General features: G+C 60.4%; 22 protein-coding genes. 9 read left to right on the forward strand and 13 right to left on the reverse strand.

Annotation, left to right across the window (positions count from 1 at the left end):
• Positions 1-1,394 (forward strand): gamma-glutamyltransferase family protein (locus tag K0H48_RS06935; RefSeq protein WP_219266896.1); only part of this gene is annotated, 1,394 nt, incomplete at its 5' end.
• 25 nt (positions 1,395-1,419) lie between these two features.
• Entirely contained in the window at positions 1,420-2,142 is a 723-nt protein-coding gene (gene pgeF / locus K0H48_RS06940; protein ID WP_219266929.1) for a peptidoglycan editing factor PgeF, read from the forward strand.
• A gap of 178 nt (positions 2,143-2,320) precedes the next feature.
• On the opposite strand, the gene ddlA is transcribed toward pgeF, so the two are convergent.
• Positions 2,321-3,415 carry a D-alanine--D-alanine ligase gene (gene ddlA / locus K0H48_RS06945; protein WP_219266897.1) on the reverse strand — a complete coding sequence of 365 codons (1,095 nt, stop codon included), beginning with the start codon at positions 3,413-3,415 and terminating at the stop codon, positions 2,321-2,323.
• A gap of 44 nt (positions 3,416-3,459) precedes the next feature.
• A complete protein-coding gene (locus tag K0H48_RS06950; protein WP_219266898.1) occupies positions 3,460-4,098 on the reverse strand; it encodes a LysE family translocator in 639 nt (212 codons plus the stop codon).
• 137 nt (positions 4,099-4,235) lie between these two features.
• Between K0H48_RS06950 and K0H48_RS06955 the strand changes: the two genes are divergently transcribed.
• Positions 4,236-5,045 (forward strand): AraC family transcriptional regulator, encoded by an 810-nt coding sequence (locus K0H48_RS06955; protein ID WP_219266899.1) that lies wholly within the window; start codon positions 4,236-4,238, stop codon positions 5,043-5,045.
• A 119-nt stretch (positions 5,046-5,164) separates the two neighbouring features.
• On the opposite strand, the gene K0H48_RS06960 is transcribed toward K0H48_RS06955, so the two are convergent.
• Entirely contained in the window at positions 5,165-6,502 is a 1,338-nt protein-coding gene (locus K0H48_RS06960) for an MFS transporter (protein WP_219266930.1), read from the reverse strand.
• A gap of 121 nt (positions 6,503-6,623) precedes the next feature.
• On the opposite strand from K0H48_RS06960, the gene K0H48_RS06965 reads away from it, so the two are divergent.
• A complete protein-coding gene (locus K0H48_RS06965) occupies positions 6,624-7,508 on the forward strand; it encodes a LysR family transcriptional regulator (protein WP_219266900.1) in 885 nt (294 codons plus the stop codon).
• Positions 7,509-7,511: 3 nt separating this feature from the next.
• Here the strand turns inward: K0H48_RS06965 and K0H48_RS06970 are convergent, their stop codons facing one another.
• The 3 genes from K0H48_RS06970 to K0H48_RS06980 form a co-directional block, all read right to left on the reverse strand.
• On the reverse strand, positions 7,512-8,087 hold the full coding sequence (locus tag K0H48_RS06970; protein WP_219266901.1) for a flavin reductase family protein: 576 nt from the start codon (positions 8,085-8,087) through the stop codon (positions 7,512-7,514).
• Positions 8,088-8,147: 60 nt separating this feature from the next.
• Positions 8,148-9,464, reverse strand: coding sequence for a PAS domain-containing methyl-accepting chemotaxis protein (locus K0H48_RS06975; protein WP_219266902.1), 1,317 nt, complete (start codon positions 9,462-9,464; stop codon positions 8,148-8,150).
• Between the two features lie 105 nt (positions 9,465-9,569).
• Positions 9,570-9,902, reverse strand: coding sequence for a DUF2790 domain-containing protein (locus tag K0H48_RS06980; protein WP_219266903.1), 333 nt, complete (start codon positions 9,900-9,902; stop codon positions 9,570-9,572).
• A 225-nt stretch (positions 9,903-10,127) separates the two neighbouring features.
• Between K0H48_RS06980 and K0H48_RS06985 the strand changes: the two genes are divergently transcribed.
• The 3 genes from K0H48_RS06985 to K0H48_RS06995 all read left to right on the forward strand — a co-directional run bounded on the left by K0H48_RS06985 (position 10,128) and on the right by K0H48_RS06995 (position 13,855).
• A complete protein-coding gene (locus K0H48_RS06985; RefSeq protein WP_219266904.1) occupies positions 10,128-11,447 on the forward strand; it encodes an OprD family porin in 1,320 nt (439 codons plus the stop codon).
• A gap of 342 nt (positions 11,448-11,789) precedes the next feature.
• On the forward strand, positions 11,790-12,464 hold the full coding sequence (locus tag K0H48_RS06990) for a heavy metal response regulator transcription factor (RefSeq protein ID WP_017137677.1): 675 nt from the start codon (positions 11,790-11,792) through the stop codon (positions 12,462-12,464).
• Positions 12,461-13,855, forward strand: a complete 1,395-nt coding sequence (locus K0H48_RS06995; RefSeq protein WP_219266905.1) for a heavy metal sensor histidine kinase — start codon at positions 12,461-12,463, stop codon at positions 13,853-13,855. The genes K0H48_RS06990 and K0H48_RS06995 overlap by 4 nt, the downstream gene beginning before the upstream one ends.
• 270 nt (positions 13,856-14,125) lie before the next feature.
• Here K0H48_RS06995 and K0H48_RS07000 read toward each other — a convergent pair whose 3' ends face one another.
• From K0H48_RS07000 to K0H48_RS07015, 4 genes are all read right to left on the reverse strand, one after another.
• The gene (locus K0H48_RS07000) at positions 14,126-17,260 is read right to left on the reverse strand and encodes a CusA/CzcA family heavy metal efflux RND transporter (protein WP_219266906.1); all 3,135 of its coding nucleotides are present in this window, start codon (positions 17,258-17,260) and stop codon (positions 14,126-14,128) included.
• Between the two features lie 18 nt (positions 17,261-17,278).
• Positions 17,279-18,385, reverse strand: coding sequence for an efflux RND transporter periplasmic adaptor subunit (locus tag K0H48_RS07005; RefSeq protein WP_219266907.1), 1,107 nt, complete (start codon positions 18,383-18,385; stop codon positions 17,279-17,281).
• An 18-nt stretch (positions 18,386-18,403) separates the two neighbouring features.
• Positions 18,404-19,624 carry a TolC family protein gene (locus K0H48_RS07010; RefSeq protein WP_219266908.1) on the reverse strand — a complete coding sequence of 407 codons (1,221 nt, stop codon included), beginning with the start codon at positions 19,622-19,624 and terminating at the stop codon, positions 18,404-18,406.
• Positions 19,625-19,735: 111 nt separating this feature from the next.
• Positions 19,736-20,641: a cation diffusion facilitator family transporter gene (locus K0H48_RS07015; protein WP_219266909.1), complete on the reverse strand. Its 906-nt coding sequence runs from the start codon at positions 20,639-20,641 to the stop codon at positions 19,736-19,738.
• 216 nt (positions 20,642-20,857) lie between these two features.
• On the opposite strand from K0H48_RS07015, the gene K0H48_RS07020 reads away from it, so the two are divergent.
• Positions 20,858-22,228, forward strand: a complete 1,371-nt coding sequence (locus K0H48_RS07020; protein ID WP_219266910.1) for a gluconate:H+ symporter — start codon at positions 20,858-20,860, stop codon at positions 22,226-22,228.
• Between the two features lie 40 nt (positions 22,229-22,268).
• Here K0H48_RS07020 and K0H48_RS07025 read toward each other — a convergent pair whose 3' ends face one another.
• The 3 genes from K0H48_RS07025 to K0H48_RS07035 form a co-directional block, all read right to left on the reverse strand.
• On the reverse strand, positions 22,269-22,766 hold the full coding sequence (locus K0H48_RS07025) for a DUF4411 family protein (protein ID WP_219266911.1): 498 nt from the start codon (positions 22,764-22,766) through the stop codon (positions 22,269-22,271).
• Positions 22,763-23,899 carry an XRE family transcriptional regulator gene (locus K0H48_RS07030; protein WP_219266912.1) on the reverse strand — a complete coding sequence of 379 codons (1,137 nt, stop codon included), beginning with the start codon at positions 23,897-23,899 and terminating at the stop codon, positions 22,763-22,765. Before K0H48_RS07030 ends, K0H48_RS07025 begins: the two co-directional genes overlap by 4 nt.
• A 61-nt stretch (positions 23,900-23,960) precedes the next feature.
• Positions 23,961-25,274 carry an MFS transporter gene (locus tag K0H48_RS07035; protein WP_219266913.1) on the reverse strand — a complete coding sequence of 438 codons (1,314 nt, stop codon included), beginning with the start codon at positions 25,272-25,274 and terminating at the stop codon, positions 23,961-23,963.
• 186 nt (positions 25,275-25,460) lie between these two features.
• Between K0H48_RS07035 and K0H48_RS07040 the strand changes: the two genes are divergently transcribed.
• The coding region (locus tag K0H48_RS07040; RefSeq protein WP_219266914.1) for a TIGR00366 family protein at positions 25,461-25,704 on the forward strand (244 nt) is incomplete at its 3' end.

The following is a 25,704-nucleotide window of genomic DNA, read 5'->3' on the forward strand; positions in this document are numbered from 1 at the left end:
AGATTGGCGGGCGTTCGGTCGGCACGCCGGGCGTCTTGCGGGCACTGCAGATGGCGCATCAAAAGACCGGGCACCTGCAATGGGCCAAGCTGTTTGAACCGGCGATTCGACTGTCGGAACAAGGCTTCGCAATTTCCCCACGCCTGCACGCGCTGATTGCTGCCGACCGTTACATTGCGCAGTCGCCGGAAATGGCGGCTTACTTTCTGAACGCCGACGGCTCGCCTAAAGCCACCGGCACACTGTTGAAAAACCCGGCGCTGGCTGCTGTGTTCAAGCGCATCGCCAAGGAAGGGCCAGACGCGCTGTACCACGGGCCGATTGCCGATGAAATCGCGCACAAGGTCCAGGGCAATCGCAATGCGGGCAGTCTCTCGCAGGCTGACCTTAAGGGCTACACCGCCAAGGAACGCACGCCGCTGTGCACCGACTACAAGCAATACCGGGTGTGCGGCATGCCGCCGCCGTCGTCGGGCGGGATAGCCGTCGCGCAGATCCTCGGCACCTTGCAGGCAGTAGAGGCACGCGACCCGCGCCTGGCCATCGCGCCGATGAAGCCGGTGAAGAGTGCATCGCCTGCCGGCCTTGAGCCTGTGCCCGAAGCCGTGCACCTGATCGCCGAAGCCGGCCGCCTGGCGTTTGCCGACCGTGCGCTGTATGTGGCCGACTCGGACTTCACGCCGGTACCGGTCGCGGGCCTTGTCGCCCCCAACTACCTGGCACAGCGCGCCACCTTGATTGGCGAACGCAGCATGGGCATTGCCAAGCCGGGCACACCGGCGGGCATCCAGGTGGCCTACGCGCCGGACCGCTCGCCGCTGCGCATCTCCACCTCGCAAGTGGTGGCGGTGGATGACCAGGGCGGTGCAGTGTCGATGACCACCACGGTGGAAGCGGCGTTCGGCTCCCACGTGATGGTCCAGGGCTTTTTGCTCAACAACCAGATGACCGACTTTTCGTTTATCCCGCAAGAAAACGGCCAGCCCGTAGCCAACCGTGTCGAGCCCGGCAAGCGCCCGCGCTCGGCCATGGCCCCGACCCTGGTGTTCGACCGCCAGAGCGGCGAGCTGCTGGCGACGGTGGGTTCACCGGGCGGTTCGCAAATCATTGAGTACGTGAGTAAATCCCTGGTGGCCATGCTCGACTGGAACCTCGACCCGCAAGCCGCCATCAGCCTGCCCAACTTCGGCAGCCGCAATGGCGCGACCGAGTTGGAGGCAGGCCTGTTCAGCCCTGCGTTAAAACAAGCGCTGCGTGACAAGGGCCACGCGTTGAGCGAAATCGATATGACCAGCGGCATCCAGGCCATTGTTCGCACGCGCGATGCCCAAGGCAAGGTCACGCTTAGCGGCGGCGCCGACCCTCGGCGTGAAGGCGAAGCGGTCGGCGACTGAATGTTCTACAAACGGAGAGAGTGCCGTGCAACAGGCTGATAATCTCGGCGCCCTCCCCGGCGTCGACCATGGTTTTTGTTCAATCAATGATCCTGCGCGCCCGGACGCGGTGTTCATCTGCAAGCAGGTACACAGCGCGACGGTGATTGAATGGCAGGCGCAACTGGCGACCAACAGCGTGGCGGCGGATGGCGTGTTCACGCACGAGCATCAGCCGATCGCGGTGATCACGGCCGATTGCCTGCCCATTCTCATCGCGGCTGAAGACGGTGCGATGGTCGCGGCCGTGCATGGTGGTTGGAAGGGTTTGCAAGGCGGCATTATCGCCAACGCAGTGCAGCAATTTGCCGCTAAAGGGATTGCCGTGGACCAGTTGCAAGTGGCAATCGGGCCGTCAATCAAAGCGTGCTGCTATGAAGTGAGCGAGGACTTTATTGCGCAGTTTCAGGCGAACCAAGGCCACCTGTGGCGTGACGGTCGGGCGCCGTGGAGCTTCGTACAACCGGCGCCATTGCTGCCTCCCGAAATTGCCCCGCCCTATGCCAGGCAAACGGCAAGTGCCTGGTTTGATTTGAGGGGCTACGGGGTGATGTTGCTGCAAGCGGCAGGGCTTAAGCGTGAGCAGATCGATGTCAGTGAAGTGTGCACGTATTGCACATCCGCCACCTTCGCCAGTTATCGCAGGCGCACGCATAACCCTGATGAAGCGAAGACGTTGATCTATTCGTGGATTGCTCGCAACCCCTGATCAGTGCCAAGGGCGCTTTTGTGGCGAGCGGGCTTGCCCCGCGTTGGGCTGCGCAGCAGCCCCAATTTAGCTACTGCGTTATTTCAGGGTAAAACCGTGCTATCTGGTTTTGGGGCCGCTTCGCGCCCCAACGGGAGCAAGCTCCCTCGCCACAGAGGCCGCATTTCCTCGATTCATTTTATCGGCTGATCTTAAGCCCCTTACGCCCCGCATGCCGCTCCAGCGCCAGCTCGATCAACCGGCTTACCAGCTCGCTGTAACTCATCCCCGCCGCCTGCCACAGCTTCGGGTACATGCTGATACGCGTGAAGCCTGGCAATGAGTTGATCTCGTTGATCAGCACCTCACCATCATCGGTGAGGAACACATCAACCCGCGCCAACCCCGCGCAGCCCAATACCTCAAACGCTTCGATGGCCAGGTGACGAATGCGCTCGCTGGCTTCGACGCTGATATCGGCCGGCACCACCACTTGGGCCGCCTGCCCGTCGATGTATTTGCTGTCGTAGGAATAGAAGCCGTTGCTCACCACAATCTCGCCACAGCCACTGGCGATGGGGTTGTCGTTGCCCAATACGGCGCATTCGATTTCACGGCCTTGGACCGCAGATTCCACCAGCACTTTTTCATCGAAGCCCAAGGCCAGTTCTACGGCGGCGTGGTACTCGGCTTCGTTGCCAACCTTACTCACGCCCACCGAAGATCCCTGGTTGGCGGGTTTGATGAACATCGGCAAACCGAGCTTATTCACAGCCGTTTCGAACGAAGTACGCGCTGCATTGCGGCGGGTCAGGGTGATAAACGGTGTGACAGCAATACCGGCATCGCGAAGCAGACGCTTGCTGACATCTTTGTCCATGCAGACCGCCGAACCCAGCACGTCGGAGCCGACGAAAGGCAGGTCGGCCATGCGCAGCAGGCCTTGCAGGCAGCCGTCTTCGCCGAGGGTGCCGTGGACGATGGGGAAGATCACATCGATGTGTTCCAGCAAGCCCTGACCGGAGGTTTCAACCACTTGCTGGTTGGCTTTGCCCGGCACTACCGCCAGTTCACGGTTGGAGTGGTTGAGAGCGATGAGCGCCGGGTTTTCCTGGTTGATCAGAAAGTTCGACGAGTCGTTGAGGTGCCAATGGCCGGCCTTGTCGATACCGATCAAGATGGGCTCAAAGCGCGATCGGTCCAGCGCATCGACGATATTACGCGCCGACTGCAACGAGACTTCGTGCTCGGCCGAACGGCCACCAAAAATAATACCTACCCGCACCTTGCTCATGACCCGGCCTCACTGTTGAAAGTAAGGCTTCTTACCATGAGCGGTCAGCGATTCGCCACCAGATGTGCGCCGAACAGCAGGTAGCAACCGCCGGCAAAGCGGTCGAGCCATTTGCGTGAACGCGCGTAAAGGTTGGCCATGCGCTCGCTGGAAAACACCAGGGCAACACTGGAATACCAACTGAACGACAAGGTGGCCATGGTGATGACCGCCAGGGTCAACAAGGCGGGCGAAGGAGACGGCGGCATGGTCGAGGCAAACGCCGTGGCGACGAACAGCGCGGCCTTGGGGTTGGACAAGTTGCCCAACAACCCGAAGCGCCAGGCGGAAAACAATGAGCGCTGCGGTTCGTCGGGCAGCACGGCCTGGCCCACAGACGGAGCCGAGCGCTTGAACAATTTGAGCCCAAGGTAAATCAGGTAACAACCGCCGATAATCTTGAACGCCAGGTAGAGCATGGGCGCGGCAGAAAACAGCGACTTGATGCCCAGGCCGCCCGCCAAGCCCCAAATAATCGTGCCGCTGGCCACGCCGGCCGACGCAACAACGCCATGGCGCCTGGAACAGCTGGCAGCCAATTGCGCTGTGTTGAAAAAGTTTGGCCCGGGCGTCACCACAGCGACCGTCCACAGCAGTGCCAGCGAGATCAACGGTGCCACATAGGCGGGGTTGAAAAAATCCATGGGGCAGCTCCGTCAGCGCAGTACACGAACCCGGATCATAGGCCTCGCCCCACGCTTGCACAATCGTACAAGACCCCGGCAGACAACCGCTGCAGACTCGGTTAACGTGTTTCCACCTCTACTTGTGACAAGTCACCATGGGCCAACCCACTTCTACCCTCGACTGGCTGCACCGCGCCCCGCACGCCAGCGGCCTGGACCGTATCGAGGCGTACTTCGCCGGCTTTGCGTTCGATCCGCATCGCCATGACACCTACGCCATCGGCCGCACCTTGTTTGGCGTGCAGAGCTATCACTACCGCGGCTGCATGACCCATAGCCTGCCGGGCCGGACCATGGTGATTCACCCCGATGAATCCCATGACGGCCGCGCCAGCAGCGTGGAGGGTTTCAAGTACCGGATGATTTATGTGGAGCCGGCGCTGATCCAGCAGATCCTCGGTGGTCGGCCCTTACCGTTTATCCACAACGGCCTGTCGACTGACCCGCGCCTGTTTCGCGCCAGCGAAGTGTTGCTGCAAAACCTCGACTGCCCGGTTGATCCGATGCAGGAACAGGACGCCCTGTTCGACCTGGCACACGCGCTGAACGCGGCATCCGGCGCAATCATCAGCCGCAAATCCTTCGATTATGTGGCCGCCGAGCGCGCCCGTGAGTTTATCCACAGCGCCCTGGGCCGCAGCGTCACCCTGGATGAAATGGCCGACCACTGCGGCCGTGATCGTTGGGCGCTGTCGCGGGACTTTCGTTTATTGTTCGGCACCAGCCCCTACCGCTACCTGACCATGCGGCGGCTGGATTTGGTGCGCAGCTTGCTGGCCCAAGGCCAATCGTTGGTGGACGCGGCCCTGACCGCAGGGTTCACCGACCAGAGCCATATGACCCGGCAATTTCGCAGCACCTATGGCATGCCGCCGTCGCGGTGGGTGAAGATGCTAGGGCGCTGATCCTCTGACTTGAAATACAGTAAATATGGGAGCGGGCTTGCTCGCGAATGCGGTGGGTCAGCCAATTATTAGTCGACTGACACTCCGCATTCGCGAGCAAGCCCGCTCCCACATTTGATTCAGGTTGTTTTAAATATAGCGCTCGGCGCGGGCGCTTTGAGGCGCAGCGCCAACACGCCACCCACCAACGCAATCGCCGCACTCCACCACAACGCCAAGTCGATCCCACCGCTATTGGCAACCGACACCAACACCGCCAGCCCCAACGCCCCGCCAATCTGCTGGCTGGTAGAGGCCATGCCCGCTGCCACGCCCTGCTCGCCTGGGCGGATACCCAAGCCCGCCGCTACCCACATCGCCGTCCAGGTCATGCCTTGGCCGATGCTCAAGATAAAAATCCCCGGCAACAACGACCAGAACCCCACGCCCGTCGGCAGCGCCCAGCACACCAGTGCAATGCCCACCGCACCCGCCAGTTGCCCGGTGACCAAGGTGTTGCGCAACCCGAGCCTTGCCAGCGAGCGCTCCGCCAGCCAGATGCCGAACGTACACACCAGGGTCGCTGGCAAAAACGCCAACCCGGCTTGCAACACGCTGTAGCCGTAAACCTGCTGGTAATACAGCGCCAGGAAGTAGTACTGCACGCCGAAGCTGCTCATGAACACCGCCGTCAGCACCATGGCCATGCGCAGCTCCCGATAGGCAAACAGCCGCAGCGGCATCAGCGGGTCGCGGCCGCGCTGTTCAATCCATGCGAACAACCCGAGCAGCGCCACGGCCAAGGCGATGCAACCCAACGTCGAGGGGGCGGCCCGACCCCATTCCGGGCCTTGCACCAGCGCGAACACCAGCAAGGTGCCACCAACGGTCACGGTCAGCGCGCCACCGATATCAAACTTGCGCCCACGCACACGCTCACCATCGGCCGGGATCCAGTAGCGCGCCGCCCATGCACAGCCACCGGCCAGCGGCACATTCACCAGAAACACCGCTTCCCAGCCCCACGCCTGGGTCAATACGCCACCCAGCAACGCGCCGAGGGCCAACCCCGCTGCCGACGCCGCGCTCCACACCGCAAACGCACGGTTGCGCGCCGGGCCTTCGGCATAGTGGGTATTGATCAGCGCCAATGTGGCCGGGAACAACAACGCCCCGCCCACGCCTTGCACCGCCCGCGCCAGCACCAGCAATACCGCGCTGCCGCCCAACACTGCTGCCAGCGACGCCAACGCATACAGGGCCTGTCCAGTTCGATACAAGCGTCGCTTGCCAAGCAGATCCGTAGCCCGACCACCCAGCAACAGGAAACCGCCAAACGCCACACTGTAGGCGCTGACCACCCACTGCAATTGCTGAGCGGAAAAATCCAGGTGAGCGCCGATCTGTGGCAAGGCCACGAACACGATGGTGGCATCCAGGGCGATGATCAGTTGCGCAGTGGCCAGCAGCACCAGCATCCAGCCAGAGGGTCGAGAGGGAGACATCACGGCGTCCTGTCCAAAATAAGAGGCTGCCAGTGTCTTTTATGCGCAACAGATGATAAATAGCGCTATTAACCTTTCAGTAATGACTTTAATCATGGATTTGAACGCTGTTCGCCTGCTGGCCCGTGTGGCCGAAACTCGCAGCTTCACGCGTGCTGCGGGTGACTTGGGGCTCACCCAATCCGGGCTGTCGCGCGCTATCTCGCGGCTGGAAAGCGAGCTGGGCGTGCGCCTGCTGCAACGCAACACCCGCAGCGTCAGCCTCACACCCGACGGGCAAATGTTGTACGAACGTTGCGCGCCGTTACTGGCGGATTTGGCCGAAACCGAAAAGTTGATGCTCGACCGGCGCAGCAGTCCGTCCGGCCTGTTGAAGATCAGCACGCCGTCGCTGTTCGGGCGCAAAGTAGTGATGCCGGTGATCGGCGAGCTGACCTTGCGTTACCCCGAGCTACGCATTGAAGCGGTGATGACCGACCGCCTGGTGGATATTGTCGACGAAGGTTTTGATGCGTTGTTACGTACCGGCGAGATCCAGGACCAGCGCCTGATCGCCCGCGCCCTGCCGCCGTTGCGTTGGGTCACGGTCGCCGCGCCCAGTTATCTTGCGCGTTTCGGCATCCCGCACAGCATTGAGGATCTTAAGGATCACAACTGCATTACCGTACGCAATCTGCGTAACGGCCGTCTGGTCGATTGGCAATTCATACGCGACGGCAAGGTGCAGGACGCAGGCGTCGAAGGTCGGTTGATCTTTGATATCGGTGACGCGATGGTGGACGCCGCGCTGGGCGGCTACGGCATCGCTCAAGTGATGGATTTTGCCGTGCGCGACGACCTCGCTGCCGGGCGGCTGGTGCCCATACTGCAAGCGTTTGCCGGGCGCAGTCGGGCGATCTCGTTGGTCTACCCGCCGTCCCGGCAATACTCGCCGAAGCTCATGGCGTTTGCCGACGCCTTGGCAAACGCGCGCTGGTAAGGCTTACAACTGGCGCCCGACAACCGGCGCACCGATGCTGAGAAAATTCCCGCCGGCGATATGGTGCAAGGTGCGCAATGCGTCATGCCCTTCGAAGTGCCAATGCCCCTCGCTGAACACACGCTCGTCGGCATAGGCGGCGACCACTTCGCCGAGGAATAGATCGTAGGTCTGTTGGTTGTGTGGCTCGGGCAGCAAGCGGCACTCCAGCCAGGCTACGCAGCCTTCCAGCAGTGGCGCCTGGGTGTGCTCGCCACTGAAGGAGTGCAAGCCGTAGGCGGCGAACTTATCCGTTTCGGAACCGCTGGTATTGCCGACCGTCTGCACCAGATCGGCCTGCGCCACACAGGGTACTTGCAACACAAACGTGCCGGCGCCTTCCAGCAGTTGGCGAGTCCAGGTGGACTTGTCCAACACCACGGCGACCTTCGGCGGTTCGAAATCCAATGGCATGGCCCAGGCAGCCGCCATGATATTGCGTTTGCCATCGTGGGCGGCACTCACCAGCACGGTCGGGCCGTGGTTGAGCAAGCGGTAGGCCTTGGACAGCGGAACGGGACGACGGTGGGTCGGGCTCATGGAGGGTCGGCTCTTCAAGCAAGAAAAAACCTACGATACCTCAAGCACAAGCCCTGCGGGTCAGCTCGACAACTGATTGGCGAACTGCCCGACCGCGCTGACGACTTTTTGCGCGCCGTCCTGAATCTCCACGATCACCGTGCCCGCCTCGGCCGCCAGGGCCAAGCCTTGCTCGGCCTGCAGGCGGCCATCGTTCATCAAGGTCACCGCATCGCGTGCCATGTCCTGGTTCTGGCGGACTACGCCGACGATTTCTTCGGTGGCTTTGCTGGTACGCGAGGCCAACTGACGTACCTCATCGGCCACCACCGCAAAACCACGGCCCTGCTCACCGGCACGCGCCGCCTCGATGGCTGCGTTGAGTGCCAGCAGGTTGGTCTGCTCGGCGATGCCGCTGATGGTCTTGACGATGGTGCCGATCACTTGGGACTGGGCATTCAGCGCCTCGATGCCGTCTCCAGCCTGTTGCATATGCTTGGCTAGATCACGCATCACATCCACCGCCTGGGTCACCACGGTGGTACCGCGCTGGGCGCTGTTGTCGGTTTGCAGCGAGGTGCTATAGGCAATGTTGGCAGCCTCGGCCACAGCTTGTTCCTGATTGACCTGATCGGTAATCACCGTGGCGAACTTGACCACTTTGTACAGGCGGTCATTGGCGTCCAGCACTGGGTTGTACGTGGCTTCCAACCAAACCGTGCGGCCATGGCTATCGACCCGCTTGAAGCGTGCCGCAACAAATTCACCGGCGTTCAGGCGCTTCCAGAACTGTTGGTATTCGCTGCTGTTGTACTCCTGCGGTTCGCAGAACATGCGGTGATGTTTACCCTGGATCTGCGCCAGGCTGTAACCCATCCCACCGAGGAAGCGGTCATTGGCTGTGAGCACATGCCCATCTAAATCGAATTCAATCACCGCCGTGGAACGGACCAGCGCGGTAATCAGGTTTTCATGCTCGCGCGACGCCTCGATGGTACGGGTGAGGTCGCTTGAGTAAATCGAAAAATGCTTGATGCGCCCCGCCGAGTTGCGCACCGGCTGCACGATCGAGCGCAGCCACGCTTCCTTGCCGTTGCCACGCATCAGGCGCACGGTGCCGGCGAAGTGTTCGCCGCGCACCAGGGCATTTTTAAAGCGCAGCTGGAATTCGTCCTGGCGCACATGCGCAGGCACCAGCTCATCAATGTGACGCCCCACGAGGTTGCTGGCTTGGTAAGCCAGTTCTTGCAGGAAGTTGGCATTGGCCCACTCCACCCGACCGTCGGCATCCAGCGTCAGGCACAGCATTTCACTTTCCAGGCTCTCCTTGACCTGTTGCAAGCTCGACAATTCTTCGCGAAGAGCGGTCAGCTCTTGCTTCAGGCGGGTATTGAACATGGGGCACCGATAGGCATTGGGGGAGGTGGATCTGACCTGCATCGGCGCTGCCGGCGTTTTCTGAAGCGCTTTTTTTCCCCGCAGCCAACTGTTTTTTTGGATCCATTAACCGCCGTTGTTTCGACACACGCCCATCACTTGATATTCAAGGGTATTGAGCTTGCCGGTGGAGTCTTCATAGGTCATGCGCGACGGCACCGCCGCGCAGGAGCGGATCGGCGGCGTTACATTCACCACCTTCTCAATGTCCAGCTTCATGCCATAGCGGTAGGCCTGCACTTCGGGCGCGGGCTTGCCTTTCTTTGCGGCGTAAGCGGCCATGGCTTTTTCATTGCGCTCCATCATCAGGGCAAAGGTGCGATCCCCGCCGCCTTCGGCCAACGCACCAAAAGACATGACCGCGACCAAGACACCCAGGGCAACTTTATAAGCTTTCATCATTAGTTCCTCGTCTGAAAAGTTCAGTGACGAGATTAATCGAACAACCCTGACGCAATGTTCACCAAAACGTTACTTATTTGTTATGTGTTGTAAGCTTCCAGAATTGTAATGTTCACGCCATGAGTTCGTTATCCACGGTTTGCAACTATCAGCCCGGGCCAGATCAATAAGAATGCCCACCTCTATAAGAAGCTGAAAACTGCCACTACCAAGGAGCGAAACATGCACATTACTTACTTCATCCTTCCCTTTTCCTTGCTGGCCGCGCTGCCCCTGGCGGCCGCGGCCGTAGAGGACAAGCCCGAAGGTTTTATCGAAGGCAGCCGCGTCAACGTGCTGGCGCGCACGTTTTATTTCAACCGTGATGACCGCAAGGGCCAGTCCAGCCCTACCGGCAACGGCTACTCCGAAGCCTTGGCGCAGGGCTTGATCGGCAAATTCGAGTCCGGTTTTACCCAAGGCACGGTTGGCTTCGGCCTGGATGCCTTTGTCATGTATGGCCTCAAGCTCGACTCGGGCACCGGTCGCAGCGGCGGCAAGGGTTCGTTCGGCGTGCTGCCGGTAGACAGCGACAACCACCCCGAAAGCGGTTACAGCAAATTCGGTGGCGCGGCGAAGTTGCGGGTGCTGGATACGGTAATCAAAGCCGGCGACGTGTTCCCCGCCACACCGGTGGTGGCCGCTGGCGATTCGCGCCTGTTGCCGCAAAGCTTTCGCGGCGTCACAGCGCAGAACACCAGCCTTGAGGGCTTGAGCCTGCAAGGCGGGCGCCTGAGCGGTATGAGCCAGCCGAGTGAAAGCGGCATGAACAAGGGCTTTGCGACTTTCTATGCAGGCAAGGTCGACTCACCCTGGATCGGCTATTTCGGTGGCGACTACACCGTCAACAAACACCTGAGCGTCAGCCTGTACAGCAGCCGTTTAAAAGACGCCTGGGACCAGTACTACGTCGGTACCAACGCCAGTTACCCGCTGAGCGAAGACGTGTCCTTGTTCGGCGACGTCAACTATTACAAGGCCGTGGATGAAGGCAAAAAACTGCTTGGCGAATTCAATAACAACATCTGGAGCGCCAGGCTTGGGGTCAAGGTCGGCGCCCACAGCCTGGCCCTCTCGCACCAGCGCAACAACGGCAATGACGACTTTGATTACCTGCGCCAGTCGGACTCGATCTTCCTCAACAACTCGATCCAGTACAGCGATTTCAACTCGCCCAAGGAGCGCTCATGGATGGCGCGCTACGACCTGGACATGCAGGCCTTCGGCATTCCCGGCCTGTCATTCATGACCCGCTACGCCAAAGGCACCGGCGCCGACTACAGCAGTGCCAACGCGGTGTACATGCGCCGCGATGCGGCGGGTAACCCGCTGACCGATCAACGCCGTTGGGAACGGGATATCGAGGCCAAGTATGTGGTGCAAAGTGGCAGCCTCAAGGATTTGTCCTTGCGTTTACGCCAAGCCACTGTGCGCTCCAGTGCATTCGAGTCAGACCTAGAGGAAGTTCGCTTGATTGCCGAGTATCCACTGGTTGCACTGTGAGTGGTTACATTCGCTTGCCGTTAACTAACATCTGTTCACAAATAGCCAGTTATCAAAACTGTAATATTGGGCTCAGCTTCTCGTTAAGTTGAACTTCCTATACTCGCATCAACTTGTTTGCACCGAGCAACATTCGTCTCTAGAAGCTTTTTTGTAGCTCCTTTGGAAAGAGATGAATTTTTAACGCCCCTCGGGGCGTTTTTTTTTGCGGGCAGGTTTAACAGCGGCCAATGGTCGCAGTTGACCCTGAAGCTACTTCACGGTTCAGACTTTTCCTACTCCCAAAACACCTGATTCCATAAGGAAATGGAGCCCTTCTCCCTCAGTAAAAGGTAAACCCCCATGCGTATCCTTGTGGTTGAGGACGAGCAAAAAACTGCCGACTACCTGCAACAGGGCCTGAATGAAAGCGGCTATGTGGTGGACTGCGCGTCCAATGGCATCGACGGCCTGCACCTGGCCGGGCAGCACGCCTATGAGTTAGTCATTCTCGACGTCAACCTGCCGGGCAAGGATGGCTGGGAAGTGCTGGAGCAATTGCGCCGCAATGGCACGCAACGGGTGATGATGTTGACTGCCCGTGGCCGCCTGGCCGACAAGATCAAAGGCCTGGACATGGGCGCCGATGATTACCTGGTCAAACCTTTCGAGTTTCCCGAGTTGCTGGCCCGGGTGCGTACCCTGTTGCGGCGCAGCGAACATATCCCGCAGCCGGACGTGTTCCGCGTATTGGACTTGGAGCTGGACCCGCGCCGCCATCGCGCCTATCGCGGCACCCGCCGTATCGACCTGACCACCAAGGAGTTCGCGCTGCTGCAGGTGCTGATGCGTCAGACCGGCGAAGTACTGACCCGCACGCAGATTATTTCCCTGGTGTGGGACATGAATTTCGACTGCGACACCAATGTGGTGGAAGTCTCCATCAGCCGCCTGCGGGCCAAGGTCGACGACCAGAGCGAGGTCAAGTTGATCCACACCATTCGTGGCGTGGGTTATGTGCTGGAGGCGCGCGGATGAGAACCGGCAGTTTGTCGATGCGCCTTGGCTTGACGGTCAGCCTGATGGGCGCCGGCCTGGTGCTGCTGCTGGCGACGCTGGCTTACGTGGCCCTGACCCACGAGTTGGAAAAGCTCGCGCGCAAGAACCTGGAAAGCAAGATGGAGCAAATCCAGCACAGCCTGGCCCAAGGCCTGGATGCCAACCGCATCCGTGCCCGCCCGCACTCTTTGATGGACCTGGTGATCGGCCACGACAATTTCTACCTGACCATTGTCGGCACCGCGCCGGACGAAAGCGTACTGCTGAGCATCGGCGCCAAGCCCCAGGAGCCTTTGCTCACAGACTTCACCCCCAAGGAAACCCTCGGCTACCTCAATTGGGCCGACAGCAATGGCAACCAGGTGCTCAGCGCTTCCAGCCTGATGCGCCTGGCCAATGGCGAACGGGTGCGCGTGCTGCTGTCGCTGGATCGCATGGACGACCAGGCGTTGCTCAGTGCCTACCTGCGCGCCACTTTGATTGCCCTGCCGATGCTGCTGATCCTGATCGGCATGGGCGCCTGGTGGTTGGTACAACGCGGGCTCGCGCCGTTGAAGCAGTTCAGCCATGTGGCGGCCAAAGTCACCACCCAGGACCTGACCCACCGTTTATCCGTCGACAACCTGCCCCATGAGCTGGGCGAATTGGCCCATGGCTTCAACGTGATGCTCGACCGCCTGGACGCGGGCGTGCAACAGCTGTCGCAATTCTCCGATGACCTGGCCCACGAAATGCGCGCGCCCCTGACCAACCTGATGGGCAAGGCTCAGGTGACGCTGTCCCGCCAGCGGCCACCGGAGGAATACAAAGCGGTGCTGGAGTCCAACACCGAAGAGCTCGAACGCCTGGCGCGCATCGTCTCCGACATGCTGTTTCTGGCCCAAGTCAGCCATCCGGCCGCGCGGGGCTCATTTAGCCAAGTGTCGCTGGCGGACGAAGCCCATCGGGTGATGGATTTATTCGCCCTGAGTGCCGAAGACAAACAACTGACCCTGACCCTCAGCGGCGATGCCCAGGTGCAGGGCGACCGCCTGATGATTCAACGTGCCCTGTCCAATCTGCTGTCCAATGCCATTCGCCACAGCCCGGCGCAATCGCATATTTCAATGCTGGTGGAGGCCTATGGCAATCAAGTTGCGCTGTCAGTCAGCAACCCCGGCCCCGGGATCGAAGCGCAGCACCTGCCGCACCTGTTCGAACGTTTCTACCGCGTCGACAGCAGCCGCGCCCGCGCCGAAGGCGGCACCGGGCTGGGCCTGGCCATCGTGCAATCCATAATGGCCCTGCATCAGGGGCAGGCTGACGTGCGCAGCCTGCCCGGTGGCTTTACCTTGTTTCGCCTGGTGTTTCCTCGGGTACTGCCTGAATAGGGAGTGCGCACTTCAAACCAAAGCAATTCGATGTAGGAGCTGTCGAGCCTTAGCGAGGTTGCGAAAGCGGTGGGTCAGGCAACATATGTTTCGCCTGTGCCACCGCCTTCGCAGCCTCGCTGGGGCTCGACAGCTCCCACATTTGAGCTTTGTCGCTGGCAAAATCCGCGTTCGGCGCGATGGCCCTGCTGACCGAGACCTAAGCAACAAACCCGATCCCCTGTGGGAGCTTTGGTGATTTCAGTATCAAGCCCGCTCAGCTCATACGCGTCATTCTTCCTTGCGATGCGCCCACTGGTACAGCGCCGGCAGTACCAGCAAGGTCAGCAACGTAGAAGAAATAATCCCGCCGATCACCACCGTTGCCAGCGGCCGCTGCACTTCGGCGCCGGTGCCGGTGGCAAGCGCCATGGGGATAAAACCAAGTGACGCTACCAGCGCCGTCATCAACACCGGGCGCAAGCGTGTCAGCGCGCCTTCGTTGACCGCCAACGCTAACGAGCGCCCTTCTTCACGCAGGTTGCGGATGAAGGCAATCATCACCAGGCCGTTCAGCACCGCCACACCGGACAACGCGATAAAACCCACGCCCGCCGAGATTGATAGCGGAATATCGCGTAGCCACAGCGCCATGATGCCACCGGTCAAGGCGAACGGAATCCCGGTAAACACCAGCAAGCCATCCTTGAGGTTGTTGAACATCATAAACAGCAACCCGAACACCAGCAGCAACGCCACCGGCACTACGATGCGCAAACGCTCGGAGGCTTCCTTCAACTGTTCGAACTGGCCACCCCAGGTGGTCCAATAACCGGCGGGCACTTTCACTTGGGTGTTGATGGCCGTCTCGGCCTCTTCGACAAACGAGCCGATATCGCGCCCGCGCACGTTGGCGCTGACGATCACCAGACGCTTGCCGTTCTCGCGGCTGATCTGGTTCGGGCCGAGCACCAGGTCCAGGCTCGCCACCTGGGACAAGGCAATAAAGCCCAACTGCCCCGCCGCACTGCCGGCCAACGCCGGCACCGGAATCAACAGCCGCGACAAGCCCTCGATATCGGTGCGCAACGCGTCGGACAACCGCACCACCATGTCGAAACGCCGGTCGCCTTCGTACAACGTACCGGCCTGGCGCCCACCCACGGCCACGGCAATGGTGTCCTGCACATCTCCCACATTCAGGCCGAAACGTGCGGCCTTGTCACGGTCGATATTGATCGTCAGCACCGGCAGGCCGGAGGTCTGTTCCACTTTCACCTCCGAGGCGCCATCAAGCTTTTGCAAGGTCTCGGCGATTTCCCCGGCGGTCTTGTTGAGCACCGTCATATCATCGCCAAACACCTTCACCGCCACGTCACTGCGTACCCCGGAAATCAGCTCGTTGAACCGCAATTGGATCGGTTGCGACAGTTCATACGCACTGCCCGGCACAATCGCACTGGCGCGCTGGATATCGGCGATCAGCGCCTCGCGAGACTTGTTCGGATCCGGCCATTGGTCCTTCGGTTTAAGCATCACATAGCTGTCGGAAATGTTCGGCGGCATCGGGTCGGAGGCGATTTCCGCCGTGCCGGTGCGCGCAAATACACGCTCGATTTCCGGCACTTGAGCGATCAGTATTTTTTCCAGCTGCTGCTGCATCTGCACCGATTGCGACAGGCTGGTACCGGGTACGCGCAAAGCCTGCTGGGCGAAGTCGCCTTCACTGAGGCTGGGGATAAACTCACTGCCCATGCGACTGGCCACCGCGCCCGAGGCGACGATGGTCAGTACCGCCAAACCGAACACTAATGAACGGCGCGTCATCACCCAATCCAGCACCGGCGCATAGACCCGACGTGCAGTGCGCATCACCAGGTTTTCTTCTTCCTTGACCTTGCCGGTCACGAACAGCGCAATCGCGGCGGGCACGAACGTCACCGACAGAATCATCGCACCCAGCAGCGCGATCACCACGGTGAAGGCCATGGGATGGAACATCTTCCCGGCCACGCCAGTAAGGGCGAAGATCGGCAGGTAAACCACCATGATGATCAGTTGCCCAAAGATCAGCGCCCGCCGTGCTTCCTTGGCCGCCGCGAACACTTCGTGCAGGCGCTCGCTGCGCGTTAACAACCGCCCGTGTCGCTGCTGCGCATGGGCCAGGCGACGGATCGCGTTTTCGACGATCACCACCGCGCCGTCGACGATAATCCCGAAGTCCAACGCGCCCAGGCTCATCAGGTTGGCGCTGACCTTGTTGGTAAACATCCCGGTAAAAGTGAACAACATCGCCAGCGGGATCACCATCGCCGTGATCAGCGCCGCGCGGATATTGCCCAGGAACAGAAACAGCACCGCGACTACCAGCAGCGCGCCTTCGAAGAGGTTTTTCTTCACCGTGGCGATGGCTTTTTCCACCAGGTTGGTACGGTCGTAGACCGTCACGGCGACCACACCGGCGGGCAGTGAGCGATTGATCTCTTCAAGTTTTTTTGCCACCGCCTGGGACACGGTGCGGCTGTTTTCACCGATCAACATAAACACCGTGCCCAGCACTACTTCGCGGCCGTTTTCAGTGGCCGCGCCGGTGCGCAACTCGCGGCCGATTTCCACCTGCGCCACATTGCGCACGCGGATCGGCGTGCCGTCCGAGCTGGTGATGACAATGTTGGCGATATCATCAATCGACGCCACTTGCCCCGGCGCGCGGATCAGCAATTGTTCGCCGCTGCGCTCGATATAACCGGCGCCGACGTTGGCATTGTTGCGTTCCAGCGCCGTGACCAGATCACCCAAGGTCAGGTTGTAGGCCGCCAGGCGCTTGGGGTCCGGGGCTATCTGGTATTCCTTGGCGAAGCCACCGATGGTGTTGATTTCGGCCACGCCCGGCACGTTGCGCAGTTGCGGCTTGATGATCCAGTCCTGGATCACGCGCAGATCGGTCGGCGTGTAGGGCGTGCCGTCGTCCTTGCGCGCGTCGTCTTCGGCCTCGACGGTCCACAGGAAAATCTCCCCAAGGCCGGTGGAAATCGGTCCCATCGCGGTTTCGATACCCAACGGCAATTGCCCGCGTGCCACTTGCAGGCGCTCGTTGACCAATTGACGGGCGAAGAACAGGTCGGTGCCGTCTTTGAAAATCACCGTCACCTGGGACAACCCCGAACGCGACAACGAGCGCGTCTGCTGCAAACCCGGCAACCCGGCCATGGCGGTTTCAATCGGAAAAGTGATGCGTTGCTCGGTTTCCAGCGGTGAAAAACCGGCCGCCGCCGAGTTGATCTGCACCTGCACGTTGGTGATGTCTGGCACCGCGTCGATGGGCAACTTCTGATAGCTGGCGATGCCGACACCGGCCATCAACAGCACCGCCAGCAGCACGATGATGCGCTGCTCGATGGCGAATTGGATAAGGCGCTCAAACATGGGGAATCACTCGCAGGATCAATGGGCGTGCTCGGCCGAGCCTTTACCCAGTTCGGACTTGAGGATGAAGCTGCCGACGGTGGCCACCTGCGCTCCGGCCTCAAGGCCCTGGCGCACTTCGACATAGCCGTTTTCGCTCACACCGAGTTCAAGGTGGCGGGTGATAAAACCATCCGCAGTGCGCACGAATACCGAGGGTTTGTCCTCGACGGTCTGGATTGCGGTTTGCGGCACGGTGACCTTGGCCTGGTAGGTATCGGTGGCCAGTTGCACCGTCACAAACAGGCCCGGGCGCCAGGCGTCGTCGGGGTTGGGCACGCTCACGCGCACGGTGGCGGTACGCGTCTGCTCGCCGAGCAAATTGCCCACGTAGGCCACGGTGCCTTGCACTTCAGTGCCCATTTCCGTGGAGATGACCTTCACTGGTTTGCCGACCCGGACCTTGTTCAAATCCTTGGGAAACACGCCGAAGGTGACCCACACCTGGGACAAGTCCGAGAGCGTGAAGGCGTTGCTGGTCTCGCTGACCACTTCGCCGACGCCGAGGTGTTTTTCCACCACCACGCCGGCAAACGGTGCACGCAGTTCATAACGATTGCCACCGACCAGGACCGCGCTGCCGCTGAGGGCGGTCATCTTCTGGCGCGCATTGTTCAGAGCGATTTCGGCCTCTTGCAAGGTCTGTCGCGCCAGCAGGTAATCCTGCTCGGCGGAGATTTCGTCCTTCCACAATTGGCGTTCGCGCTGGAAGGTGGTGCGCGCCAATTCAACCCGGCGCTCGCTGGCCGCCAGCTCGCTGCGCTGGTCGGAAATCTGCTGGCTGGAGATCACCGCCAACAACTCGCCTTTCTTCACTGACTGCCCAAGGTTGACCTTGACCGCCTCCACCACTCCGGCCGCACGCGGGACGATGTGCGAGGTGCGGTCCTCGTCGAAACGCACTTCCCCCGGCAGCGTCAGCACCGTGCTGATCGAGCGCGGTTGTGCCTGGGCGAGCTGGATACCCGCGGCCTGGATCTGCTGTTCAGTGAGTTCAAGCGCGCCTTCTTCTTCATCGGCGACGGCAAAGCCAGACAGCAACAGGCTCAGGGCGACGGCCAGCGCCACGCCATGTTTATGTTTCATAGAGGACTCCAGAAAAAATCAAAATCGGGCGAGGTCGCCGTAAATCCGTTCGATACGCACCCAGGCATCGGTGGCCTGGGCGGTCGCCGTGAGGTATTGGGTGCGCGCGGCGATCAAGGTGCGCTGGGCGTCGAGCACGTCGAGGAAGTTGAACTTGCCCATCTCGAAGCCACGGGTGGCGCTGTCCACCGCGCTTTGGGCGGCGGGCAGGATCTGTTGGTTGAAGGTGCGCACTTCAGTATTGGCGGTTTGCCACAGGTCCAGGGCCTGGCGGGTCTCGGTGCGCAGGCGCAGTTCGACGGCGTTACGCAGGTCGCGGGCCTGGTCGGCGCGACGGCTGGCAGCCAGCACATTGCCCTGGTTACGGTTGAACAACGGGATCGGCATCGACACACCCACCACGTTCACACGCTCGCGCACACTGGCGTCGTACTGGCTGCCGATCGACACGTCGAGGTCGGGAATCCGCTGGGCTTTTTCCAGCCCTACGCTGGCCTCGTTTTGCTGGATTTGCAGTTCAGCCAGGCGTAACTCGGTGGTTTGCTCAAGGCGCGCCAACAATTGGGCCGAGGGTGGCAACGGTGGTGCGGATTGGCTTTGCGTGGCGACCGCCTGGAAGTCAGGGGTGGCGCCGCCGGTGCTGGCGGCGAGCCGGCGGTAGGCGTCCGTGAGGCCGATCTGCGCGCGGTTCAGTTCAAGGCGGATCTCCGACAACTGTACCTGGGCGCGAGTGGCTTCTACCGGCGACGATTTACCGGCTTTGACGCGGCCATTGGCGACCACCAGGCCGCGCTCGGCCAAAGCCATTGAGCGTTGCGCCAAGTCGAGGCGTTCCTGGGCACGCAGGGCGCCGTAGTAGCTGTCGATCACATCGGCGCGCAGCCCGTTGCGCCGCTGCTCCAGGGTCAACGCGGCAGCGTCTTGGGCGCGTGTTGCCACATCAATGCGCGCACCGCGTTTGCCGCCCAGCTCCAGGGTCTGGCTGAGTTTGATGGTGGTGGTGCGCGAGTTGCGGCGGGTGTCTTCGGCATCCCAGGAAGCCACCGGGTTAGGGATCAAACCCGCTTGCTGGCGGCCGCCTTGGGCGATGTCGATTTCCCATTGCGCGGCGGCCAGGTCGGGGTTGTTGGCGAAGGCGGTTTGCAAGGCTGAATCGAGAGTGAGGGTTTGCGCCTGGGCAGCGTTCGCCGCTACCCATAACGCTGCCGCCCCCAAAAGTGATCTAAAAAAAAGTGCCATAACGAGAGTTCCACGCCCATGAAGTCGCTGAGGTTTCCCAGCGGGGGCAATGTAGCTTTCGCGACTTATCAGAGCGGTGGAGCGAAGATTACAAATCCGACAGGCACAGCCTCAGGCGTGCACCTCGTCAGGGTCGTCGTGATGAAAGCCTTCGCCTTCGACCTGCAAGGTGACGTGGGAAATATCGAATTGTTCGTGCAGCATTTCCGTCACCCTTGTGAGGATTTGTTGCTCAGTGCCTTGCGACGGATCGGCAACCAAATGCGTGCTCAGCACATTCTTGCCGCTGGTCAGCGCCCAGATATGCAGGTCGTGTACATCCTTGACCCCAGGCACGCTGCGAATGGCCTGCTCAACCTGATCGATATCGATGCCGTCCGGCACGCCTTGCAGCAGTACGTTCATACTTTCCTTGAGCAGCGTCCAGGTACGTGGCAACACCCAGAAACCAATCGCCGCCGCCACCACGGAGTCCACCCAACCCCAGCCGGTAAACATGATCACCACCGCGGCGATGATCACGCCGATAGAACCGAGCATGTCGCTCCAGACTTCCAGGTAAGCGCCCTTCACATTCAGGCTTTCACCGCTGGCCGCGCTGAGCAGGCGCATGGAGATCAGGTTGACGATCAGCCCCAGCACCGCGATCACCAGCATGCCGGTGGACTGGATTTCGGCCGGCGCCTGCAGTCGCTGATAAGCCTCGTAAAGGATGTAAAACACCACGGCGAACAGCAGCAGCGCATTGAAGGCCGCCGCCAGGATCTCGAAGCGCGCATAACCAAAAGTGCGCTTGCGGTCAGCCGCACGCTTGGCGACCTGGATGGCCACCAGGGAAATCGCCAGGGCCAGGGCGTCGGTCATCATGTGCGCGGCGTCGGACAACAGCGCCAGGCTACCGGTGACAAAAGCGCCAATAACCTCGGCAATCATGAAGCTGCCGGTCAGCCCCAGGGCCATCCATAACTTGCGTTCGTGGCCGGCACGTACTTGGGCGTGGCTGTGTCCTGCGCTCATGGCATGTCCTCGTGGTTTGTAGTCCGTTGATCATAGAGCTATAGGCCAAATTCCCGCGCATACCTTGCAAACTTGTCACGCGCCCGCCAGTTCACCGTTAGATTGAGCGCACCAAAATCGCCCATGCATGCGCTGCGGCAGTTCTATCAGGTATGCTTTTCGAGCAGGAAACAAAAAGAAACAAATTAGCCAACCTGTTCGATAAGGAGTCCCGTTTTGGAGTTATCGACTGCCGCGTGGATGGTTCACGACACCCGCCTCATGTTCTGCGTTCTGCTGGCCATCGCCAGCATCATTGTGTTGATCAGCGCGACCAAGCTGCCGCCGTTCTTGTCGATCCTGATCGGTACGTTTATTGCCGGTGTTGGCGCCGGGTTGCCGCCGGAAGAAGTCGCCAAAGCCTTCAGCAAAGGCGCCGGGGCAATCCTCGGTGAAGCCGGGATCATCATTGCCCTGGGCTCGATGCTCGGCGCACTGATGGCCGAATCCGGTGCGGCCGACCGCATCGCTACCACCTTGCTCGGGCTGGGCAAGGGCAAGTCATTGCCGTGGGTGATGGCGCTGGTGGCCATGGTGATTGGTTTGCCGCTGTTCTTCGAAGTCGGCCTGGTGATGATGGTGCCGATCATCTTCGTGATGGCCAAACGTTCGAACCAGCCGCTGCTGAAAATCGCCATCCCCGCGTTGGCCGGCATGACCACCCTGCACGCCCTGATGCCACCGCATCCGGGGCCGCTGATTGCGGTAGGCGCGTTGCACGCCGACCTGGGCCTGACCATGCTGCTGGGCTTCTGCCTGGCGGTGCCGGCCGTGGTTCTCGCAGGCCCACTTTATGGCAACTGGCTGTCCAAGCGCTTGCACGTGGATGAGCCGGCCGACATCGGCGCGCTGTTCAGCGCACCGCCCAAGGCGCCGCGTCAGCCAAGCTTTGGCGTGTCGCTGCTGATCATTTTGTTGCCCGTGATTTTGATGCTCGGCAGCACCTTGGCCAAAGTCGCGTTACCGGCCGAAAGTACCGTTGGCCTGACCTTGAAGTTCCTCGGTGAACCGCTGATCGCCCTCGGACTGGCCGTCATCGCTGCCGTCATCTGCCTGGGCTGGGCCGCCGGCATGCCGCGTGCCGAAGTCGGCAACACCCTGCGCAAAGCCCTCGCGCCCATCGCAGTGTTGCTGCTGACCATCGGCGCCGGCGGCGGCCTCAAGCAAACCCTGCTGGACGCCGGTGTCAGCCAGACCATCAGCAAGGTCGCCGAAGGCGCGCACATGCCGTATCTGCTGCTGGCGTGGCTGATTGCCGTGGCCCTGCGCCAGGCCACCGGCTCGGCGACGGTCGCTACCACCACCACGGCGGGCATCCTCGCACCGATGATGGCCGGGCTGGCCGCGACCCAGAGTTCACTGGTGGCGCTGGCGATTGGCGCGGGCTCGGTGTTCTTCTGCCACGTCAACGACGCTGGGTTCTGGATGGTGCGTGAGTATTTTGGTTTGCAGCTGAAACAGACGATTTGGGTGTGGTCGGTGTTGCAGACCATTGTTTCGGTCGTCGGGCTGGTCGGTACGCTGCTGCTCTGGCACTTTTTGACCTGAAGACGCCACATCGAGGGGAAGCCTTCTTCCCCTCACTTTGTCAGTGATGTAAGACGAAACGAGCGTCGAGCTTATCGAGCAATTCAAAGGTGTTCATATAGGGGACGCCAAACAGCGAGCAGACATTAGGAATGGTGTACTTGCGTTTGATGTCAGGGTTATAGACCTCATGCGTGACAACTACCGCCCCTGTCGTCATAGCCTTGGCTATCAGCCAAGCATCTGCGCCCTCAAGAAACTCCTCCAGCGCACCAGCCTTCATTACCGATACCTGTTCAGCAATTCTTGAGACGATATTCCCAAAGGCTGCTTGGGTCTGTTGATCATTCGAATCTTCAAACAAGCTGGAATTGCCCTTTACCCACTGCGTCAACTCGTCATTGCCTTTGGCTAACTCGTCACGGACCGGAACAATACTGGCAATTTCCAACGCCTGATGCTGCTGCAGTATCCAGGCCCAATAGCCTGGGCAAATTGTCATCGCGTAATAACGGTTCTTGGCCTCGATCAGCGTATTCGAATCCAATAGATGCTTCATGCCGATAGCTTCATCCCATAAGTTTTTAACTTGGCTGGCTGCACACCCAACAGTTTTGCTGCGTCTCGCAACAAAATCCGCCCGCTCTGCGCTTCTGCGAGGACGGCCTTGCTCAACCGGGTACTGTTCCTGATAGCCGCTGTGCGGTAGTAATCACCTCCACTACCCTCTTTATCTCGATACTCCTGCAAGATCCGACGGTAGTAAGTGCCGTATTGATCATTACTGATGTAGCCAAGGTCACGGGCACGACGGGCAATCACCAATGTACTGACGCGAAAACGTTCAGCCAATGGCCCCAAATTTTCTTCCCAGTGGACATCCGAATCCCAGTGCGCTCGAAAAACATCTTCCGGCGCCAGAAACTCTCCCGCCACCGCGTTGCAAAATGCTTCCTCCTGAAGGGCACTTTGATTGCTGCCATCGGACACACCCGTGCTGCCAATCCAGATATGCGCCAGTTCATGCATTAAAGTAAAAAGGCGTGCCGTTGGCGCGTCCGCACTGTTGATGAAAACCACGGGCGCCATAGGATTGCTGATCGCAAATCCTCGAAACTCACTGACATCAAGTTTTCTGTGGGTATTGCCCAAAGCAACCCCACTGCGCATAACGAGAATTCCGGCTTCTTCTGCACCACTCACCAAAGCTCTCACATAGTCTTCATAACCCATTCGAGCAAAAGCCTCCGTGACGCCAAGTACGCGACGAATATCTGCAACCACATCTTTGATGGCCGAACGGCTAGTGAAGCGTCCCACGAAGGGCAGAGGGGAACGCTCATGATCCTGCAAGTATTCCAAGTACCAGTCTTGCTTGCGGAGCACGTCTTTCACTGTGTCCATTAGGTTCAAGCTGGGCTTGTCTGGAAAAACGCCACCCAGGGTCCGCAGGTCTGGAAGAGGGAGATGTTCGGGAGGAGGAGCCCGGAGAAAAAGATAGCCGAAAGGGACGTGCACAATGGCAGCCCACTTTTGCGCCTGGTGGAAAGAGGGAAGGCTCTGGCCACCTTCCCACTCCTTCAGCCTTTCCAATTTGACCATGAGGCCTTTGGCAACCTGCGCTTCAGACAGCCCCGCCCGCTGGCGAGACCAGAACAGGATTGCAGGGTTGATATAGGCGGTCTGAGTCATGGGGCATGATGTGCTCGTCAGGAATGGACGTGACTATAGGAGCGCCTCCCCTACCCGTCAATTAATGGCCCCAGGTGCCATTTGTAACAACGTTTACTGGGTGGCGCTTGCCAAACAGCGCCACACTCGCCACGCCCACGGCGCCCATCACAACGCAGTAACCCACGCAAATCCACGGGCTGGTGGGCATCAGCGCGATCAGCAACAGTGGCGTCGTACTCGCCCACAGTGCGTAAGCAATGTTGTAGGTAAACGAAATCCCCGACACCCGCACCTGCGCCGGGAACAGGCCGACCATCACCGACGGCACCGCGCCCACTACGCCGCAACTCAAGCCCGCCACGGCATACGCCGCGCCCAGCCACACGCCGCCGCTGATCAGGCTGGCGTACAGCACCGCAATGCCCACCGGCAGCAACAGGCTGTAGACCAGCACTGCGCGCCAGGCGCCGATGCGGTCGACCAGCAAACCGGCGAGCACGCAGCCGATATTCAGGAAGACGATGCCCAGCGCACTTAGGGCAAAGGTGTGGCTGGGGCTCATGCCGAAGGTTTTCTGCATCATGGTCGGGGTGATCACCACCAGCACAACAACAGCAGAGGTGAGCACACAAGTGAGAATCATCGCCGGCAGCAACACGGCGCGATGGTCGCGCAACACCGTGCGCAACGGCATTTCAGCGGCTGCCTGGCGACGGGCCTGCATTTCGAGGAACACCGGGGTTTCGCTGAGCCAGCGGCGCAGCCACACGCCGATCACTCCGAACACGCCGCCGAGCAGGAACGGGAAGCGCCAGGCGTAGTCGAGGATCTCGGCAGGGGTGAAGATTTGCGCCAGCAAGGTGGCGGTGAGTGCGCCGAGCAGGTAGCCGAAGGTCAGCCCGGCTTGCAGGAAGCCCAGGGCATAGCCTCGGTGGTGGCGCGGTGCGTGTTCGGCGACGAAGGTCCAGGCGCTGGGCACTTCGCCGCCCACTGCAGCGCCTTGCAGCACGCGCAGGGCCAGCAGGATCAGCGGGGCGAAATAACCGATTTGCGCGTAGGTGGGCATGATCCCGATCAGCAGGCACGGCAAGGCCATCATCAGGATGCTCAGGCTGAACACGCGCTTGCGCCCCAGATGGTCAGCGAAGTGCGCCATCAGGATGCCGCCCAGTGGGCGCGCCAGGTAGCCGGTGACGAAGATGCCGAAACTTTGCAGCAGACGCAGCCATTCGGGCATTTCCGGCGGGAAGAACAATTGGCTGAGGGTCAGCGCAAAGAACACAAAGATAATGAAGTCGTAGATTTCCAGCGCGCCGCCCAAGGCGGCCAGGCCCAGGGTTTTGTAGTCGGAGCGGGAAAAACGCTGCGCCTGTGGGGAAAAGGTGGCAGTCATGTAAAGGCTCGGCAGACAAACAAAATGGCGTGCAGGTTATGAGCTGCGCCCAGTGATGGCAATCGCGGCAGATATATTTGTTTTCCTCATGGATCGATGAAGATAACTGCATTCCCATATCAATGCCCGTAGCGGAACATGCCGTAAAACTGCCAACACCCATAATAAATACAAGAGGAAAGACTCGTGGCCGATGCTATCGAAGAAAGCCGCTATGCCCGATTTGCCCTGCGCTGCTCCAACTTCGCCGAACGCTGGTTTCCGGACTCCTGGGTGTTTGCCGCCCTGGCGGTGATCATTGTTGCCGTGGCGACCCTGGGCATGGGCGCCGCCCCCACCGAAGCCGCCAAGGCGTTTGGCGACGGGTTCTGGAGCCTGATCCCGTTCACCATGCAGATGGCCTTTGTGGTGATCGGCGGGGACGTGGGGG

Origin of the sequence: Pseudomonas sp. Xaverov 259, from assembly GCF_019352915.1 — a bacterium.
Lineage (GTDB): Bacteria > Pseudomonadota > Gammaproteobacteria > Pseudomonadales > Pseudomonadaceae > Aquipseudomonas.

Excerpts from the sequence above, each read along its gene's own strand:
- ddlA (WP_219266897.1), bottom strand. The coding sequence starts at position 3,415 with ATGAGCAAGGTGCGGGTAGGTATTATTTTTGGTGGCCGTTCGGCCGAG.
- K0H48_RS06950 (WP_219266898.1), bottom strand. The coding sequence starts at position 4,098 with ATGGATTTTTTCAACCCCGCCTATGTGGCACCGTTGATCTCGCTGGCA.
- K0H48_RS06955 (WP_219266899.1), top strand. The coding sequence starts at position 4,236 with ATGGGCCAACCCACTTCTACCCTCGACTGGCTGCACCGCGCCCCGCAC.
- K0H48_RS06960 (WP_219266930.1), bottom strand. The coding sequence starts at position 6,502 with ATGCTGGTGCTGCTGGCCACTGCGCAACTGATCATCGCCCTGGATGCC.
- K0H48_RS06965 (WP_219266900.1), top strand. The coding sequence starts at position 6,624 with ATGGATTTGAACGCTGTTCGCCTGCTGGCCCGTGTGGCCGAAACTCGC.
- K0H48_RS06970 (WP_219266901.1), bottom strand. The coding sequence starts at position 8,087 with ATGAGCCCGACCCACCGTCGTCCCGTTCCGCTGTCCAAGGCCTACCGC.
- K0H48_RS06975 (WP_219266902.1), bottom strand. The coding sequence starts at position 9,464 with ATGTTCAATACCCGCCTGAAGCAAGAGCTGACCGCTCTTCGCGAAGAA.
- K0H48_RS06980 (WP_219266903.1), bottom strand. The coding sequence starts at position 9,902 with ATGAAAGCTTATAAAGTTGCCCTGGGTGTCTTGGTCGCGGTCATGTCT.
- K0H48_RS06985 (WP_219266904.1), top strand. The coding sequence starts at position 10,128 with ATGCACATTACTTACTTCATCCTTCCCTTTTCCTTGCTGGCCGCGCTG.
- K0H48_RS06990 (WP_017137677.1), top strand. The coding sequence starts at position 11,790 with ATGCGTATCCTTGTGGTTGAGGACGAGCAAAAAACTGCCGACTACCTG.
- K0H48_RS06995 (WP_219266905.1), top strand. The coding sequence starts at position 12,461 with ATGAGAACCGGCAGTTTGTCGATGCGCCTTGGCTTGACGGTCAGCCTG.
- K0H48_RS07000 (WP_219266906.1), bottom strand. The coding sequence starts at position 17,260 with ATGTTTGAGCGCCTTATCCAATTCGCCATCGAGCAGCGCATCATCGTG.
- K0H48_RS07005 (WP_219266907.1), bottom strand. The coding sequence starts at position 18,385 with ATGAAACATAAACATGGCGTGGCGCTGGCCGTCGCCCTGAGCCTGTTG.
- K0H48_RS07010 (WP_219266908.1), bottom strand. The coding sequence starts at position 19,624 with ATGGCACTTTTTTTTAGATCACTTTTGGGGGCGGCAGCGTTATGGGTA.
- K0H48_RS07015 (WP_219266909.1), bottom strand. The coding sequence starts at position 20,641 with ATGAGCGCAGGACACAGCCACGCCCAAGTACGTGCCGGCCACGAACGC.
- K0H48_RS07025 (WP_219266911.1), bottom strand. The coding sequence starts at position 22,766 with ATGAAGCATCTATTGGATTCGAATACGCTGATCGAGGCCAAGAACCGT.
- K0H48_RS07030 (WP_219266912.1), bottom strand. The coding sequence starts at position 23,899 with ATGACTCAGACCGCCTATATCAACCCTGCAATCCTGTTCTGGTCTCGC.
- K0H48_RS07035 (WP_219266913.1), bottom strand. The coding sequence starts at position 25,274 with ATGACTGCCACCTTTTCCCCACAGGCGCAGCGTTTTTCCCGCTCCGAC.